The 17,562-nt window shown below is 66.6% G+C and carries 12 protein-coding genes and 1 pseudogene; 12 read left to right on the top strand and 1 reads right to left on the bottom strand.

Annotated elements, in window-relative coordinates:
* Positions 1-2 precede the first annotated feature (2 nt).
* The 10 genes from ACP4J0_RS01100 (at position 3) to ACP4J0_RS01145 (ending at position 11,746) form a co-directional block, all read left to right on the top strand.
* On the top strand, positions 3-1,322 hold the full coding sequence (locus ACP4J0_RS01100) for a UDP-N-acetylglucosamine 1-carboxyvinyltransferase (RefSeq protein ID WP_426596683.1): 1,320 nt from the start codon (positions 3-5) through the stop codon (positions 1,320-1,322).
* Positions 1,319-2,557 (top strand): metallophosphoesterase, encoded by a 1,239-nt coding sequence (locus ACP4J0_RS01105; RefSeq protein WP_426596684.1) that lies wholly within the window; start codon positions 1,319-1,321, stop codon positions 2,555-2,557. The genes ACP4J0_RS01100 and ACP4J0_RS01105 overlap by 4 nt, the downstream gene beginning before the upstream one ends.
* Positions 2,554-3,093, top strand: coding sequence for a dCTP deaminase (dcd, locus tag ACP4J0_RS01110; RefSeq protein WP_426596685.1), 540 nt, complete (start codon positions 2,554-2,556; stop codon positions 3,091-3,093). The genes ACP4J0_RS01105 and dcd overlap by 4 nt, the downstream gene beginning before the upstream one ends.
* Positions 3,090-3,626 (top strand): dCTP deaminase, encoded by a 537-nt coding sequence (locus tag ACP4J0_RS01115; RefSeq protein ID WP_426596686.1) that lies wholly within the window; start codon positions 3,090-3,092, stop codon positions 3,624-3,626. The genes dcd and ACP4J0_RS01115 overlap by 4 nt, the downstream gene beginning before the upstream one ends.
* Before the next feature lie 23 nt (positions 3,627-3,649).
* Positions 3,650-4,738, top strand: coding sequence for a glycosyltransferase family 4 protein (locus ACP4J0_RS01120; protein WP_426596906.1), 1,089 nt, complete (start codon positions 3,650-3,652; stop codon positions 4,736-4,738).
* A 94-nt stretch (positions 4,739-4,832) separates the two neighbouring features.
* A complete protein-coding gene (locus ACP4J0_RS01125; RefSeq protein ID WP_426596687.1) occupies positions 4,833-5,876 on the top strand; it encodes a serine hydrolase domain-containing protein in 1,044 nt (347 codons plus the stop codon).
* A gap of 311 nt (positions 5,877-6,187) precedes the next feature.
* On the top strand, positions 6,188-8,410 hold the full coding sequence (locus ACP4J0_RS01130) for an ATP-binding protein (RefSeq protein ID WP_426596688.1): 2,223 nt from the start codon (positions 6,188-6,190) through the stop codon (positions 8,408-8,410).
* Between the two features lie 76 nt (positions 8,411-8,486).
* Positions 8,487-9,137 carry a response regulator gene (locus ACP4J0_RS01135; protein ID WP_426596689.1) on the top strand — a complete coding sequence of 217 codons (651 nt, stop codon included), beginning with the start codon at positions 8,487-8,489 and terminating at the stop codon, positions 9,135-9,137.
* The gene (locus ACP4J0_RS01140; protein WP_426596690.1) at positions 9,134-10,249 is read left to right on the top strand and encodes a ComEC/Rec2 family competence protein; all 1,116 of its coding nucleotides are present in this window, start codon (positions 9,134-9,136) and stop codon (positions 10,247-10,249) included. The genes ACP4J0_RS01135 and ACP4J0_RS01140 overlap by 4 nt, the downstream gene beginning before the upstream one ends.
* Positions 10,250-10,402: 153 nt before the next feature.
* On the top strand, positions 10,403-11,746 hold the full coding sequence (locus tag ACP4J0_RS01145; protein ID WP_426596691.1) for a hypothetical protein: 1,344 nt from the start codon (positions 10,403-10,405) through the stop codon (positions 11,744-11,746).
* Positions 11,747-11,833: 87 nt separating this feature from the next.
* Here ACP4J0_RS01145 and ACP4J0_RS01150 read toward each other — a convergent pair.
* A pseudogene (locus tag ACP4J0_RS01150) lies at positions 11,834-11,941 on the bottom strand (IS5/IS1182 family transposase); the annotation flags it as partial.
* 272 nt (positions 11,942-12,213) lie between these two features.
* On the opposite strand from ACP4J0_RS01150, the gene ACP4J0_RS01155 reads away from it, so the two are divergent.
* Together ACP4J0_RS01155 and ACP4J0_RS01160 are read left to right on the top strand one after the other, a co-directional pair.
* Positions 12,214-15,855 carry an AAA domain-containing protein gene (locus ACP4J0_RS01155; RefSeq protein WP_426596692.1) on the top strand — a complete coding sequence of 1,214 codons (3,642 nt, stop codon included), beginning with the start codon at positions 12,214-12,216 and terminating at the stop codon, positions 15,853-15,855.
* Positions 15,852-17,507, top strand: a complete 1,656-nt coding sequence (locus ACP4J0_RS01160) for a hypothetical protein (protein ID WP_426596693.1) — start codon at positions 15,852-15,854, stop codon at positions 17,505-17,507. Before ACP4J0_RS01155 ends, ACP4J0_RS01160 begins: the two co-directional genes overlap by 4 nt.
* The last annotated feature ends 55 nt before the right edge of the window (positions 17,508-17,562 follow it).

Raw genomic sequence — 17,562 nt, forward strand, 5'->3', positions numbered from 1 at the left:
CGATGTCGACCAGCCCCGCCTCCGGCGTGGCCGCCGAGGTGATCGCCGTACACCCTGGGCCGCCACTCGCCGGCACCGTGAGCGTCGACGGCTCCAAGAACGCCGCTCTGCCACTCTTGGCCGCCGCGGCTGCCCTCGGGCGCCTGGTTCGGCTGAGCAACGTCCCGGACAGTACAGACGTCCAGATCATGCTCGCTCTGCTGCAACAGGCGGGCTGGCATGTCGCGCAGCCCGCCGGCGAACCGACCACGTATGTGATCCTGCCGACGGAGACATCTCGGAGGTTGCCCGATCTGGCGCAGGCGGCCCACATCCGCGCCTCGTACTACCTCGTCCCCGCCCTGATCGCGCGTTACGGCCAGGCGCGGCTGCCCTGGCCGGGCGGCTGCCGAATCGGTGCGCGCGGGATGGAACTGCACTTCAAGGTGTACGAGGCGTTCGGCGACCGGAGCCAGCAGGACCACTCCTCCTACTGCGTCGAGGCCGTCGCCCCTCGCACTGGCACCGTCTCCATCGCGCTGCCCTTCCGCTCTCGCGGTGCGACCGTGGCAGCGACACTGCGCGCTCTCACGACCGGCCGGCCCTTACGGCTGGGGCAGCCCAACCTTTCGCCGGAAGTCCTGAGCGTGCTCGGCGCCCTCAGTTCGGTGGGCTGGGAGACGCGCGCCGGCGAGCATATGCTCACTCTCTCACCGCCCGCCTCGCCGCCGACTGCCCCCGCCAACTGGACAGTGCCCGGAGACAAGGTCGAGGCAGCCACGCTGGCCTGCGCGATCGCCGCGACGCGCGGTATCGCCCGCATCGACGGCGTGCAGGCCAAGGACGTAGGCCCGTTCGTGGCCGCCCTTCATCAGCTCGGCATCCCCGCAGACGAGCAGCCGGGCGGTCTCACCGTCCGCGCCCAGGAGACAGCCCCCACTGGCCGTTCCCTGCGAGCCATCGCCTCCCTGAGTCCCGCCGGCCTGGACGCCGACTTCGAACCACCGCTCATGGCACTCGCCCTGGGACTCCCCGGCACCCATCTGTTCGCCGACGCCATCAACCCCGGCCGCCACGGCAACCTGCTGGCCCAGCTGGCCCGCCTGGGCGCCGAGATCGAGGAAATCTCCTCCACCGAATGCCGCCTGACCGGGCCTCAACAGCTGACGGGCTCGGGTGTCGAAGCCACCGACATCCGCACCGGGTCAGCCCTCATTGTCGCCGGCCTCACCGCCCGCGGCGTCACCACCATCGGTGGCCTCGACCAACTGCGCCGCGGCCACGCCGACCTGTCCGGCAAGCTGCGCACCCTGGGCGCCGACATCTGCGAGGTCACCCCATGACCACCAACGGACGGAACCTGCGTCAGATCGTTGCCACGACCGACGTCCACTCCGCCTTCGACTACGCCGCACCGTTCCTGACCCACCTCCACGCGCTGCGGCCGACCTCGCTCATCGTGGACTGCGGTGACTTCTTCGAAGGCAGCGGGTATTACCGCCTCGCTCGCGGCGCCATCGAGCGGGAGATCCTGCTCAGGCTGTACGACGTGCTGGCCCCCGGCAACCACGGCTGGCCCCACCACTTCGAACCCGGCCTTCACCGGCGCACCGTCTGCGCCAACGCCGTCGATGCCCACACCGGCGACGCTCTGTTCCGCCGCCTGTACATCGCCGCCATCGATGGACGGCGCGTCGGCGTAACAGCTGTGATCGGTCGGCGAGCCTTCCACTCCGTCCCGGCCGCCCAGCGAGCCGGCCACTGCGTCACCGATCCCGTCCAGGCCCTACGCGAGCTGATGCTCGCCCACCACCACGAGGTGGACAGCTGGGTCCTGCTCAGCCACTCCGGCTTCGACGCCGACCGGAAACTCGCGGCAACCTGTCCCTCCCTCGACGTGGTCTTTGCCGGGCACTGCCACAGCGATCAGTACGGGCCGGTCCGCGTCGGTGGCACCCTGGTCGTCAAGGGCCGGGAACTCGCCAACGGCTATGCGATCGCCACGCCCGCGGGCACGGGATGGGGTGCGGGCACCACCTCCTTCCCGGATCAGGTCCCGAGCGTCGTTCCCACGGAGCTTGCGCGCCTGCACTCGCAGATTCAGGACGTCAAGCAGCAACTGGCCGACGTCCTCGGCCCGATCAGACCGGCCTACCGCCACCAGTCTCTGGACCGACGCAGCCTGCTCGTGGACCTCACCGCACGCCTGCGTACGGCACTCGGGGCAGACGCGGTCATCCTCAACGAGACGGCACTACGCTCCGTACCACTCGGCGACACCCTCACCCTGGGCGACCTGCTCTCCATCGAGCCGTTCGCCAACCAGCTGGTACACGCCCACGTGCCGGAGCCGGCACGCAACGACCTCCCTCGCCTGCTGGCACATCTGAGCACCCAGACCGGCCCGCTCGTCACCGCCCCCGATTCCTTGCCGGACGCCGTCACCACCATGCTGACCACCGACTACCTCGCCGACACCTACCTCGGCGAGCGCACGCACGAGGCCGGCCTGCGGCTGGACCAGGCCGTCCAGCACGTCCTCACCGCTCCCGACACCACGGAAGGAGGCAGGTCGTGATCCTCACCGGCCCGGAGATCACTGCTGCCGCTCACGACGGCCGCCTCCGCATCACCCCGTTCGCCGCCGATCAGGTCAACCCCAACAGCTACAACGTGCGTCTGGGCCCCACGCTGATCACGTACACGAGCACGGTCCTGGACGCCCACCGGCCCAATCCCACCCGCGAAACCGCCATCGGCTCGGACGGGCATGTCCTCCAGCCGGGCGAGCTCTACCTCGGCCACACCCTCGAAGAGATCGGCTCCGACACCTTCGTGCCGCTGCTGTTCGGCCGCTCCTCCGTCGGACGCCTCGGCCTGTTCGTCGAGATCACCGCCCCCATCGGCGACATCGGTTTCCATGGCCAGTGGACGCTCATGCTCACCCCGATCCGACCGCTGCGCGTGTACTCAGGCATGAGGATCGGGCAGATCATGTTCTTCCTCTCCAGCGGCGCCGTCGACCTCTACCGCGGCAAGTACCAGGCCGCCGCAGGACCGCAGCCTTCCGCTTACTGGCGAGACCTCGCCCGACTCCGGGCGGTGGCATCGTGATCCTCACCGGCCCAGCCATCGCCGCCGCCGTCCGATCCGGCGAGATCACCATCGACCCGTACGAGCCCAGCCGCGTCTCCTCCAACGCCTACGACTGGCGGCTCGGCGACACCATCCGCCTCTGCGACGGCGAACTCGACGCCGCAACCCCCACCGCCTACACCGAGCAGCCCATCCCCGACACCGGCCTCGTTCTGTGCCCTGACCTGCTCTACCTCGGCATCACGCTGGAGCGGACCGGTTCAGAGACGTACGCCCAGCTGCTGAACGGCGACCGCACCACCGGCTCCCTGGGCATCTGGGTTCACGTGTCGGCTCCGCTCGGACACCAGGGCCATGCGATCCGTTGGACGCTGGAGATCCGCGCCGCCCGACCGGTGCGCGTGTATCCGGGCATGACCTTCGGCAAGCTCGTCTTTCTCACCACCTTCGGCGCCCCGGCCAGCTACCAGCAGCAGGACGCCAAGTACGCGTCGACGGACGGCATCGACATTTCGCGCCTCTACGAGGAGATCGACGGAGGAGCACAGTGAACGCTCAGTCGGTCGCCGGCCCGATGGCCGCCGCCTTCCTGGATCTCCCCGTCGGAAGCCCCGGCGGCAGCGTCGAACTCTTCCTCGACCTCTACACCGGCGAGCGACCCCTCATTCCCGCCCGCGCCTTCATGCTCGCACCACCCGGAACCCACCATCGGGTCCCGACCGGGCTCGATTTGCTGCCAGTCGCCAGCAAGTGCCTCGAAGGCTCCGCGTTCGCTCGCTACGTACAAGCACTGCGCAGGGCCCTCGCTGACGCAGTCGAGCCAGCGCAGATCGGCGTCCTCCACTTGCAGCACCTCGCGTTCGGCGCCACCCCAGCGCTCATTCGCGCCCTGCCCACACACCCCCGGATCGCCCTCGTCCACGGCACGGACCTACTCTTCGCCGAAACGCACCGAGACCAGCTCCATGTACTGCGCGAGACAGCCAGGACCGCCGACGCCATCGTGGTCCCCACTCACGCGATGGCCGACCACCTCCTCAAGCTCGCCCCGCAGATCGAACGCCGCAAGATCAACCACATTCCCTGGGGCATCCCCGACCACCTGCTCACCGACCCGCCCGCCCGGCCTGCGCGCACTTCCACCAGCCATCTACGGCTTCTGTACGCAGGCCGCCTGACCGCCGAAAAGGGCGCCGAGGCCCTGATCAAGAGCCTGGCCCCCGTGCCCGGTGTCGAGCTGAGCGTCGCCGCGCCCAGGGCCCAGTTCCACGCATTGGCCCCGCTGCTGCAACGAGCCGGCGTACGAGTCCGCTACCTCGGCTGGCTCCGCCGCCCACAGCTGTGGAAAGCCTTCACCGAACACGACGTGCTGGTCGTGCCGTCCACCACCCTGGAAGCCATGGGACTGGTCGCGCTGGAAGCCCAAGCGTGCGGACTCCCCGTCCTCTACCAGCCCGTACCCGGCCTCAGTGAAGCGCTCGCCGCCTCCGGCATGGCCACCGACTTCACGCACTGCGCCGCGCTCGCGCGCGACCTCGACCGGCTGAGAAAGACTCGCGGGCTGTTGACCGCCCTGCGACAGGCGGGCTATGCAAACGCGGCGCGCCATCCTCTCTCGGCGACCGCACGATGCCTGACCGACCTCGGTCGACAGCTCAGTTGAACCGACCACCTGACGACCCGACACGTCACTACCCGAACCGCTCCGCGAACGTCACTACGCTGACCGACGGGATACCCCGGCGAAGAGGGAGACCATGACGTACGACCGCGACCGCATCGAAGCCCTGCTCGACGAGGGGGTCCGCGACAAGGTGTACCCGGGCGCTGTGTGGGCCTTCGGCGACGCCACCGGCACCCTCGCCCAGGGCACCACCGGCGTCCTCGACCCCGACGAGCCGGACGTGCCGATGCGCATCGACACCGTCTTCGACGCCGCCAGCCTCACCAAGATCCTGGCTGTCTGGTCGTCCATCGGCGCTCTGTGGGAGGACGGCACCCTCGTTCTCGACCAGCCGCTCGGCACCTTCTGGCAGGAGGTCACCGGGCACCCGCTCGGAGCCGTCACCGCCCAGCAGCTGCTGACGCACACCGCCGGCGTCCCACTGCGGGCGCAGCTGAAGAACCTCTACGGCACCGACCCCTACGAGATCCGCCGAGGCGTCCTCCAAGAACAACTTCATCGGACGCCCGGAGAAGCCGTCGAGTACACCGACCGGGCTGCCCTCATCCTGGGCTACCTCGCCGAACACCTCTCCGGCCAGCCCTTGGACCAACTGGCCACCACCCGCACCTGGCTCCCACTGGGCATGGCCTCCACCCGCTTCGGCGCCCTGCCCGCCAACCTCGCCGCGCGCTGCGCGCCCACTGAACTCGACCAGGACACCGACACCCACCTCAAGGGAGTCGCCCACGACTTCTCGGCCCGCCTCCTGGACGGTGTCTGCGGCATCGCCGGCGTCTTCACCGTCCTCGACGACCTCGCCGCCTTCCTCCGGTACATGCTCGCCCCTGCCGCTTCCCGGTTCCGGGCTGGTTTCGGAAGCGAGTGGATCGGCAGCTCCCTGACAATCCTGACAGGACAGCTCCAGCCTGCTCGTGGCCTGTTCTGGCACCCCGCTCCCGGGACCACCGCCGACGAGGACGCCTGGGTCCACTACGGCTTCACCGGAACAGGCATGTGGATCTCCCCGGCCCAGGACCGCTGGGCCGTGCTCCTGACCAACAAGCTCTACTACACCCGCGACCGCGCGCCGCTGACCGACATCCGCAACACTTTCCGAGGACTAGCCTTCGCGTAGCTTTGAGGCTGGCAGCCGCGCTAGCGAGGCCCGGCCCGTGGTCCGCTGGCGGACCACGGGAACGCGGCGTCCACGGCTCTGTACCGAACCGCGGGACGTCATTGGCATGCTCCTGCGGGCTTCCCACTCCGGAGCGTGCGGGGACGGCTCGGTGGCCACCCGGCACTTACGGCGCTGGTGAGGCCAAAGCGGCATCAAGGGATGCATCGTCGGCTCACTGCTCGTACGCCATCAACTCCTGCTCGCCCGGATACCATGCGGGCAAGGGGTGGTGGACTGGCCCCAGCATCGTTTATACCGGGGAGGCTCGCTTGATCGACCATCGACTCCGCTTCGCCCCAGAGATCCTTGCCCGTCTCGGAGAAGAGCTGGTTCCGCACCCTGATTTGGGGATCATGGAGCTGGTCCGCAATGCCTACGATGCTGACGCGGAACTGTGCACGATCAAGCTGAGTGGCGCTTCCAAAGCTGGCGGCACGCTGACCGTTTCCGACGATGGCGACGGGATGACGGAGGCAGAACTAGCGTCAGGCTTCCTGCTGATCGGCAAGTCCGGCAAGGCATCATCCACACACTCCCGCCTCCGGAGGCGCAAGGTTGGCGAGAAGGGGCTCGGTCGACTCGCCGCGCTACGGCTCGGTACCACGATGACGGTGACCACGCGATCCCGGACCGAGCCCGGTATCGAGCATGTCCTGAGCATTGACTGGGATCGAATCGACGCCGCACAGGCTGTCGAGGATGTGCCCCTGCGGATAGAGACCCGGGAATTTGACCCGGCAGCCTCCGACGGTCCGGCCGAATGGCGACAGGGAACCACAGTCGCTGTCACGGGTCTCCGGCACAGCATCTCCCCGCATGCGGCGGAGCAACTGGCACGATCGCTGCTGCTACTCAGCGGGCCGTTCGCTGACAGCACGGCCTTTCAAGTGGAGTGCGACGCACCGGAGTTCGCGGAGCTCTCACGGTTGGTGAACTCCAAACTGCTGCGGCACTTTGAATATCGGCTCGTAGCGGAACTTGACGGCGACGGGCAGGCATCGGCGACGCTGTATAACTGGCGTGACGAACCGGAATTCACGGGTGGTCACACGGAAGTGGGTCATCGCCAGGGAACCCGTCGCAAGAAGAAGAACCCGACTCCGCCGATGGCTTTCGACGCACCTGCGGCGACCCTCGAGCTCTGGATGTTCAACCTCAATCCTTCGGCAACCAAGAAGGAGGTCAGGCTGGCTGAGCAGCCAACGCGGGAGATCCGCGACTGGCTTCGACAGGTCGGCGGGGTTCATCTCTACCACCGGAAGCTGCGGGTACAGCCCTATGGCGACAAGGGAAATGACTGGCTGAACATCAACCTTCGCCGCGCCGGCAACCCCGAGTTGCGGCCGTCCACGGCTACTGCGCTGGGCCGACTTCTTGTTGCCGACGAGAACGACGTGCTGCGCCCTAAGACCGACCGAAGCGGCTTTGTCGAGACGTTCCAGTTCAGCCAGCTGCAGGAGTTCGCCAAGTGCGCCATGGACTGGGCCGCTGACCAGCGTCTCGGTAAGCGTGAGCAGGCCCGGGTGGGAGCTGCGACCAAAGCCCATGACGAGGCGGAGGAAGCCGGAGCCCGTTTCCAGCAGATCCTCGCCGCCATAGCACCTCCCGATGAGGGGATGCTTCCCATCGGTGCTCCCAGCGACCAGGCCACTTTGCAGTCACTCGCCGACAGCGCGACCCGTGTCGTCGACATCCAGAAGCAGGAGATCGAAGCCCTTCGCGAGGACCTGCTGCTTTACCGGTCTCTGGCCACGGTCGGGACAAGTACTGCGGTCTTCGCTCATGAAGCACTTCGTCCGGCTGCAAGGATCGGTAGTGAGCTGAAGACCCTGCGGCGCAGGATCGAACCACGTGTGAGCGCTGAGGTGTACCAGGAGTCGTTCAAGAGCCCCATCGAGTCCTCTATCGACAGTGCGAAGACCCTGGAGACCTTCGCCCGGCTCCCGCTCAGCCTGCTGGAGAAGGGCAAGCGCGAGGTCGGGGATATCGACATCGATGCCACCTGTCGTTCGGTGGTGAAGCTGTTCGAGGGCTACCTCGATGAGCGGAACATCAAGGTCCTCTTCGATCTGCAGGCCGGGAACGCGATGGTCCGCACCACAACGGCCGACATCGAGTCCGTCCTGTCCAACCTGCTGGCCAACGCCGCCCATGCGTTCACCCGTACAGATGTCCCGATGGGACCCGAGCGCATCATCCGCATCCAGACTCGACTAGTGGCCCGGGAGGACGCGACTGGCCATAACGTTGTGCTCTGCGTTGACGACTCGGGGCCCGGCATCGTCGGCATCGCGCTGAAGTCGATCTGGTTGCCTGGCAAGACGACCTTTGACAACGGCACTGGGCTCGGCCTCACCATTGTCCGCGACATCGTCGGGGACCTGAAGGGGCGACAGGAGGCACGCAGGAAGGGGGAGTTGGGCGGAGCGCGTATCCTGGTGCAACTGCCGGCTCAGACGGGTGCGGTCGCTGGCGTTGGGCAGTTCGACTGATGGGGGCTGTAAGGGAGTGCTAACGCTATCCAGGGGGGCCTCGGTCGTTATCGCTGACGACGACCGAGGAGACGCAATGGCGGTGGAGAACCGGCTCAAGGACGCCGGGTACCAGACCACCATCATCACCGAGTTCGATCCGGACTCGGATGCGGACGCCTTCCTGGCGTCCCTGATCGGGCAGTACGACGCCTTCATCTGCGACCACGTACTGAGCGGTCATGGCCGGGTCGGCTTTACTGGGGCCGAAGTAGTCAGCAAGGCCAACCTGCAGACCTCTGCCCCGCTGCCGGCCGTGTTGATCAGTAGCCATATCAACACTGCTCAACAGGGCTCGATCAGCCGCTGGCGTATGGGCATCCCCCAAGTGGTCGGGAAGTCTGATCTCGACGAGGAGATCTTGCCGGCCATGGCCTGCGCGGTTGCTGAGTTGAACGGAGACTTCGCCCGCGAACGCCGCGCCTTCCCGACCCCGATCGAGGTACTCGGAGTCGAGCCCAAGGGGGAGGTACGTCGGGCCCGGGTTGTTGTCGTCGGGTGGGACATCAAGCTTCCGATCTGGATGCCGTTGGATCCGATCGTGGAGGCAACCGGCCTACGACCCGAGAGCCTGGTCGGACAGTGGTTGGAGGCTGAGGTCAACTGCTACGCACAGAAGCCCGAGGATCTCTACTACCGCAATATCGTGCTGTCGCCCGATCAGCCGAGCGAGTGGATGTCCGCGTGAGTGACAATCCCACCGTCGGTGGTCACGTACCGGGCAACGGCACTGACTCTCTCGGCATCACCATCCTCGATGTGGGGCACGGCAACTCGGCAGTGGTCCATGACGGAGCCCTGTGCGCGGTCATCGACGCCGGGCGTTCAAGCACGGTTCCGCAGGCGGAGCTGGAGCGTCGGAAAGTCACAAGGATGGTCCACTTGGTGCTCTCCCACGGAGATGAGGACCACATCGGCGGATCGCCTGCTCTCCTGCTCGATGACGCGTTCACCATCGGCACCGTCTGGATCAATCCGGACTGGCGCAAGGACACAGAGATCTGGAAGCGCCTACAGATGGCCGTCAAGATGCGCAAGCGTCGGGGCGGGTTGGACGGTCAGCAGATGATCACCACTGAGACAGGCCAAGTGCTTCGCTGCGGGCGGGCCAGGCTTGAGGTGCTGCACCCAGACTTCACCATGGTGATCGGCGGCAGTGCGAGTCAGCCGTCCCAGCACGGCCCCTTGACCAGCAATTCAACGTCCGTGGTGATCCGAGTCCACCTGGACGAGCAGCCGGTCGCCCTGCTCGCGGCTGACGTCGATGCTGCCGGGCTGGCGCACATCGTGGGTTCCAAGCAGGAATTGTCGGCACCGGTCCTGGTCTTCCCGCATCACGGCGGCCTGCCCGGGAGCAGCCGTGCGCCACGAGAGTTCGCCAGAACGCTCACGCAGCTGGTCTCACCGGATCTTGTGATCTTCTCCATCGGTGGAGGGCTTCGGCCCCGAAACCCCCACGAGGAGATTCTGGCCGGCGTCCGGGAGGCTGCCCCCGAGGCGCATGTCGCCTGCACGCAGCTGTCCGCTCAGTGCCACGACAGGGACCAGCGGGTTACGGGTCACCACCTGGCCGAGCGGCCCGCTGCCGGTCGGGACGGCGGGCGCTGTTGCGCTGGAACAATCTCTGTCACCGCGGACGCCGGTGAGTTGTCCTTCGACCCGCCGTTGAAGAATCATCGTGATTTCGTGACTATGTCGGTGGACTCGGCGCAGTGTCGCGTCATGCTGCCGCTGCCGCGCCAACGTTCCGCCGTACGCGCGGTGACGCGGCCCAGGTCTTCAAAGGCACCCAAGACGTAGGGTCCTCATCAGGCCGGTAGCAGCAGGAGGACCGATCGGCTGTCGCCATCCTTCATCCTGCTGCAGAATGCTGTTGACCTTGGAGCGTTGAAGCACACTGATTCCCGGAACTTCACCTCCTGGATCACGAGGAGGGGGAGCGCTGTGGGAGCCGTGCCGTACGACACCTACGCCCGTCAGCTCGGGCTGCTGGCTGCCGAGGCGTCGCGTGGCCGCTGGGAGCGGATCGCCGACGACGTCCATGCGGCGCTCAACGGCCAGGCCGCGTCGATGTTGCGGACGCTCGTGCCCAGGCAGGTCCGACGGGATACTGGGTCCTTCTTCACCACCGGTGCGGTTCGCGAAGCTTTCGAGCAGTTGTTGCTGCCGATCGGTATCCAGCCGGACACGCGGACGTACTGGGATCCTACTTGCGGCGCCGGTGACCTACTGCTCGCCGCCGCCGCCCGACTGCCTCTAGCAGCAACGCCTGCCAGAACCCTAACCGACTGGAGCAGGCGACTGCGCGGCCACGACCTACAGGAGCCGTACGTCTCGGCGGCCCGGATGCGGCTGGTTCTCGCTCTGTTGGAGCGGCACCGGCAGGCCGGAAGTGATGCTCCGATCGCACCAGACCGAGTAGCCGGGGCGTTTCCGCTGCTCCAAGTGGGAAACGGTTTGCAGGAGCTGCAAACCCGTGGAACCTCGGCGCGGTTCCGCGGCCACATCCTGCTCAACCCGCCCTACGTTATGGCCGAAGTAGCTCCCTCGTGCCGTTGGTCCTCCGGCAGCACCTCCCTGGCGGCGACGTTCACCGCCGCGGCAGCAGCGGCGCTGCGCGGCGGTGGCAGGCTCACGGCGGTCCTGCCCGATGTGCTGCGCAGCGGAAGTAGGTACCGTGCGTGGCGCGAGGAGCTAGCCGGACTGCTCACAGTGGAGCAGATCAAGCCGCACGGCATGTTCGACATTCACACCGATGTGGACGTCTTCCTGCTCTCCGCCGTACGACGCCACCGGGGGCATTCGGGGGAAGTCTCCTGGTGGCCGGAGCCGCAGGCAGCCACAGGGCGGACACTGGAGGATCTCTTCGACATCCGGGTCGGGCCCGTCGTCGACAACCGTGACCCTCGAACAGGGCCGCAGGTCCCTTACCTCACCGCCCGGGATCTTCCCGCTGAGGGTGAGATGGGTCTACCTGAACGTGTCCGGAACTTTCCCAAGCGGCTGATCGCGCCTCCCTTCGTCGTCATGCGTCGTACCTCACGCCCCGGTCAGGGCAGTAAGGGCGGGAGCAGAGGGGCAGGGGTGCTCGTGGTCGGCGACAAGCCCGTGGCCGTGGACAACCATCTGATCGTGGCCAGCCCCAAGTCCGCAGGTATCGATCGCTGCCGGGAACTGCTCAAGGTTCTGGAACAACCCGAGACAGCGAAGTGGTTGGACGAGCGCATCCGTTGCCGGCATCTCACCGTCACCGCCATCCGGGCGTTGCCATGGGGCCCCGAGGACGAGCCGAGATGACCGAGCTCCGCCGCACCTGGTCCCGCACAGATAGCCAGCTTAGTGAACCCTTCTCGGTAACGTCTCGCGACGGTTCGTGATCTTCGTTCAGGTGGTTGGCTCGTGTTCAAGTCGGAGCAGGACGAGGGCGATGCGGGTGATCGCGACGGGGTCGAGGCTGCCGCGGCGCAGAGCCTGGGAGGTGACCTTGAGGAGGATCACACCCCGCACACGAAGAAGCCCCTGCTCATTGCATCCGCACATGAACCCACCGCCCGCTGAGGCTTCAGACAGTCAGCACAGCAGGCGGCAGGCAGCGCCGAGAGCAGTACAAGCACGCCAGGTCGATACCAAGACTGACAAGAGCGCATATTCGGAACCGACCACAGCGGTGAGCGAGCGTGAGTACGATCACATTTCACCCGTGCGGCCGAGTCGCGCCGTCGCGGTGTCTACTCACCCGCTCCCCAGCTCGTGAAGGTGGATGCATGACAACTCCCACCGTCGGGACGTTACTTCTACGGAACAGGTACGAAATCACCGGAGGTCCACATCCAGGTGATGGCGAATCCCAGGTCTGGGAGGCGTTCAGCGACGGCTACACGTACCTGCTCAAGACATGGACGTACGAGGGCGAGCAACCTGACCGGGTGCAACGCGCTCTGTGGGACCAGGAACTGCGCACCCTGTACAAGGTCGCGAGCAGCCCGAGATCGGACGACGCACTGGTCGTACTCAAGGACGCCGGCCTCGACCGGGACCACCAGTGCTTCGTCATGGTCCTGGAGGCACCGGGCTACAAGCGCGTCGCCGACGCGTTGCAGCACCGCGCCCGCTACCCATGGCTCTCGAACCGCGGGACTGCCGCACGCGAACAGCTGTGGAGCGGTTTACGGCGCGTCGCTACTGGGCTGAACCTCCTGCACGAGCGACAGGTCCTGCACCGGGGCGTGGACCTCGACTCTCTCTTCTTCGACGAGGACCTCGGTGCTGAATCCCTTCGGCTCGGCGGATTTGAATGGTCCGTCAAACTAGGCCGTCCGGTGGGGACCCAGCCTCCTGACGGCTGGCCGGTCCCACCGGAGCGCACTGCCGGAGGCATGACTGCCTGGCGTCAGGACGACGACTGGTTCGCCTTCGGCATTCTCTGCGCGCGGTTGCTCCTCGACCTTGAACGCTTCACCAACAATCCCCCGCCCGAGCGTCACGCACGGGTACTCAAAACCATCGACACCGCCAAGCACGAGCTGACTGAGGCCGAACGCAAGCTGCTGCTTGACCTTGTCGCCGAAGACCCGCTAGAGCGCCTGACCGCGCCGTACGACATCATCGGCCGGATCCAGGACATCACGCGGGCCCTGGCGAACCCCCTGCGGACCCAGCAGGAGGACGCTCAATACGTCCTAGCCCTAGATCTGCGGCGGCCGGAGTTCATCGATCACCTGATGGACAGCGGGCTGCGTGACCACCTGCGCCTCGACACCATGGGGACCTTTGTCCCCGGTGATCCGATCCACCGCAAGGAGGCATGCGAGTTCGTCCGCCAGGACCTGCAGAAGCCCCTTCTATACGCCGTCCCTAACCGGCCATACTTCATCCTCGTTGGCGGCAGGCTCAGCCTGAAGATCACAGCGCACCGGGGGAAGGACGGCACGTCCAGTTGGCAGGTCGCGGACTGCCGGTCCGCCCAGCCACTGCTCTACAGCGAGGGCGACGACAGCTTCCGCGAACTCCCACCTGGCCGCGTGTTCGCCTACGCAAGGGACGAGGTGGCCCGCGACCGTACGATCGCGCAGAACGCCACAACGTGGGAGCTCGCACTACCGAAAATCGACCGCAGTGCGCAGGTCTCACGCGAGCTCAGCCGCTTCCACGAGTTCGTCCGCGTGAGCAACCAGATCGAACTACTCCTCCTCGACTCACAGATCTTCCCGTACGAAGTCGTCCGCGACCCGTGGCTGAAGGACGGCGTGGAGTGGGCCGTCGTCAAGGAGCGCGCACGCCCCGAAGGATACGAAGTCTTCGAGCCGTTCCGCGTGGACTTGATCGATTTCCTGCAAAAGGAGGTAAGGGGCAGCGATCGCAAGGTCATCCTGTCGGGAGCCCGCGACGGAGCCCGCCTGAAGCTCCCGCCCCGGGACCCCCAGTCCGACGACGACGGCAACGTATGGCAGGTCGACGCCATGGACCAGGCGACCGAGTGCATCACACTCAGCCGCCCGGGCCTGAGCAAAGGTCGGGTGAAGCTGGAGAAGGAGGGATTCCTCCGCAGCGCCGGCATGCCTGGGCAGATCAGTCTGTTCCGGCGTCGTAAGAAGGCCATCGACGCCCTCGACCAGCACGGGTACCTCCTGCGCTCGCTGGCCACCCCGAGCCATGTCCGCATGGACACAGGCGCCTCCGAGCTTCCCGTCGAACTCGACCACGAACGGGTCGACGAGCCCAAACGGGCCAGCATCGAGGACATCCTCCGGGTACGGCCCATCTACACGCTACAAGGGCCCCCCGGCACGGGCAAGACCACCCTCGTCGCCTGGCTGCTGCGCGAGATCGTTACGGAGGATCCCGTCGTCCAGGTGCTGGTCACGGCCCAGGCCCACGGAGCCGTCGACGTACTCAGGTCGAAGGTGGGTGAGGCGTTCCAGGGCGTACCCGAAGATGAAAGGCCGCTGCAAATCCGGCTGCGGGGTCCGCACAAAGCCGGGACCACCCTGCCGGAGGACGGTGTTGAGGGCGTGGCCAGGCAGGTGCTCCAGCGCAGCATCTTCCAGCTTGAAGCCATGAGTTCGCCCAGCGAGGTGCAGCTCGCCTGGCTGGAGGACGCGAAGGCCATGGTCAGTGAGATCAATATGATGCAGGAGCAGGGGGATCTTGGCCCCCGTTCGTCGGACTTCGTCGAGCTGGTCAAACGCGGCGCGAACCTCACGTACTGCACCACCAGCGCCGGTGACCTGGTCGCCCTCGCCGCTGGTCAGGCGTTCGACTGGTCGATCGTCGAGGAGGCGGGCAAGGCGCACGCGTTCGACCTCGCGCTGCCACTGCAGGCAGGTCATCGCTGGCTGCTGATCGGTGACCACAAGCAGCTGGATCCCTACCGGTACGAGGACTACCACAAAGGAATCGACAAGCTGGACCCGGTGGCGCACACCCTTGGCCGCCTCAAAATCCGGGCGTCCGGCATGCTCGATCAGGAATGGCTCGACTCGTGGGAGCGCCGCAGCCAGGGAGACCGGGACGAGTTTCGCGAGTACGCCAAGGAATGGCTGAAAACCTTCCACCGTCTGTACGAGTACTGCGCCGTGGCCACGGGTGCGGACCGCCTTGTCACTGACACTGAGGCGAAGGGGGCATCCGCGGGGCAGTTGATCGGCCAGCATCGCATGCACCCGGACATCGGCCAGTTGATCTCCGAGGCGTACTACCAGGGGCGACTGATGAACCGCACCCTGAACAAGGAAGGCGAACCAGTCGAGCGAGTGCGTCACGGTTTCCGCACCCCGAGCGGTATCCGTGACTGTGCCCTGGTCTGGCTCGACGTGCCGTGGTGCCGCAACGATGCCGCTACTCATGAGGTTGGTCCGAACAGCGGCCAGTCGAAGTACACCAATCCGGCAGAGGCTCGCGCGCTTGCCAACTTCCTCCGGGCCCTGGGACCGGACGGCGGGTGTCAGGGCAAGCTCGCGGTGTTGGCTCCATACTCCCGGCAGGTGAGCCTGCTCAGCCGGCAGTTGCGGGATACTCCCCTGCCTGCCGGGCTACAAGTCCAGCTCGGCCTCAAAGCCGAAGCGATCGACGGCAACCGGTTCCCCGCCCACACCGTCGACTCCTTCCAGGGCAACCAGGCGGACGTCGTCGCCATCAGCCTGGTCCGCAACAACGAGAAGGAGATTGGCCACGGCCTGGGGTTCCTCGACGACCCAGGCCGGATGAACGTGCTCCTCTCGCGGGCGGAGCGCCTGCTGATCCTCGTCGGGTCCTGGGACTTCTTCCTCCACCAAGTGCAGGCAGTACGTCTCGAGGACGAGTCCCAGCCCCTGTGGTCCTTCAAGAAGATCATCACCCTGCTCGACGAATGGTTCCTGGACGGCAGGGCTGTACGTATCCCGGCTGATCTCAGGGAGCACTCGTGATCGTCCTCGTACCTGTGAGCATGTTCAGCGTCAACTTCAGTGTGGCCCGGGGCCGCCCATACAGCCGTCTGGAGCGGCGGGTTCTGGAGGAGATTGCCGCACGGGCCGGTGTCGCCCCCCACCAGGGCGCGACCCTCACCTCGCTGTGCGAGACTTTCCGGGTCCACGAACGGCTGATGGTGGAAGCTGTAGTGACCCTGGTCGGTGCAGGATGGGTCGCCGTCACCAGCGGCCGGGAGGCTACTTTCGTACTCACCGACGAAGGGCAGCAGGCGTGCTCGTCCGGGAAGGATCCGGCATCGGTCGTCGTGGCTCCGGCCGCGCCCTGCACGCTGGTCTTCGATCGCACGGCAGGTCAGCTAGCTAGGCGTGGTGAAGTGCTGACCGTCTCGAAGCAGGAGGCGCGACCGGATCTCAACCCGTCTACTCCCTTGCGTATCGTGCGCAACGCGCTGGACGAGTCCCAGATCCAGAAGCTACTGCCCCGAGCCAGCGGCGAGTGGGTGCGTAGCATCGGACGGCCCAGGCTCGTGACGGTCGATCGCTACCTCCCCGTGCGCGTCGACCTCGCCGACCGGGCCATCACGGGGCTCCCCCGGGGCTGGCACCAAGCTCTGTCGGCCGAGATCCTGGGGGTGGCACAGACCAAGCAGGAGGAACTGGAGGCAGCCCCGAACCTCCAGCCGACGCCGCAGACCGTCGGGAAGGAACCACCCCTGGTACCGGCTGCGCCGCCCGCCACTGGCCAAACGCGCCGCCCGACACCCCTAAGCCTCACGGGGCGGAGGTCCCCGGCCTCCGCGGTCGGGGCCCCAGCGCTCCCCCAGACAGACGTCTCTTTCCCCTGGTTGGACGAAGCCGATCCGTTCGGGAACGGCGGTGACGATTTCACGGAACAATCGATCGAAGCAGCCTTGTTCTCGGAGGTGTCCGGTGAGGAGTCCCACCAACTCCTGATCACCGAAGCACTGGCCACAGCGGCGAACCACGTCCTGATCGCCTCGCCCACGGTGAATGTGGAGAGCCTGTCGAAGCTCGGCGGCGCGATCCAGGCTGCGGTGTCGCGCGGGGTGCGCGTGGATGTCCTCTACGGCGACACAGACGAGGGAACCACCCCGCAGGACATCGTCAACCTACTGAACCGGATCGGCTACCACGCTGCGCAACGTCTGGGCCGAGATCTCGTGAGACCAGCCAAGGAGCCAACAGGTAGCGGTGCTGGCCTCCTGATCTTCGATGGGAAGGACGGTCCCCTCGAAGCGGTCATCGGTGACTACGCGTGGGCCGGGTCGCCGGGCTCGAAGCAGGCACGCTCGGTCCACGTGGGCGGAACCGAGTTCATGGCCCTGGTGGCACGGGCCGCCGCAGGTCTGTGGATGTGGAGCGGTGATCCAGATTCCGCCGACCGCTGGCGGCGCGTGGCAGACCGCTGCCAAGACAACACCGCCGTCTCCGCGGCTCGGGGAGACCGTTTGAAGGGTCAGGTCCTCGCCGAGCTGATCGTGGACGACGAGCACGCCCAGGTCCCGCAGAGCCCCGAAGACAGTGCCCTGCGGATTGGTGGCGCGTGTCGGCACGAGAACGGGTCTGCAGTGGGTATCCGCGGCATCTCGGCAGTGATCCGCCGGCCGGAAACCTTGGCCACGCCATAAGAGTGGTCTCCCGCGTCGCCATCACGGCGGCGCGGGAGCCTCCTCTGCGGATGCC

It is taken from the genome of Streptomyces sp. WG7 (genome assembly GCF_049975785.1).
GTDB lineage: Bacteria > Actinomycetota > Actinomycetes > Streptomycetales > Streptomycetaceae > Streptomyces.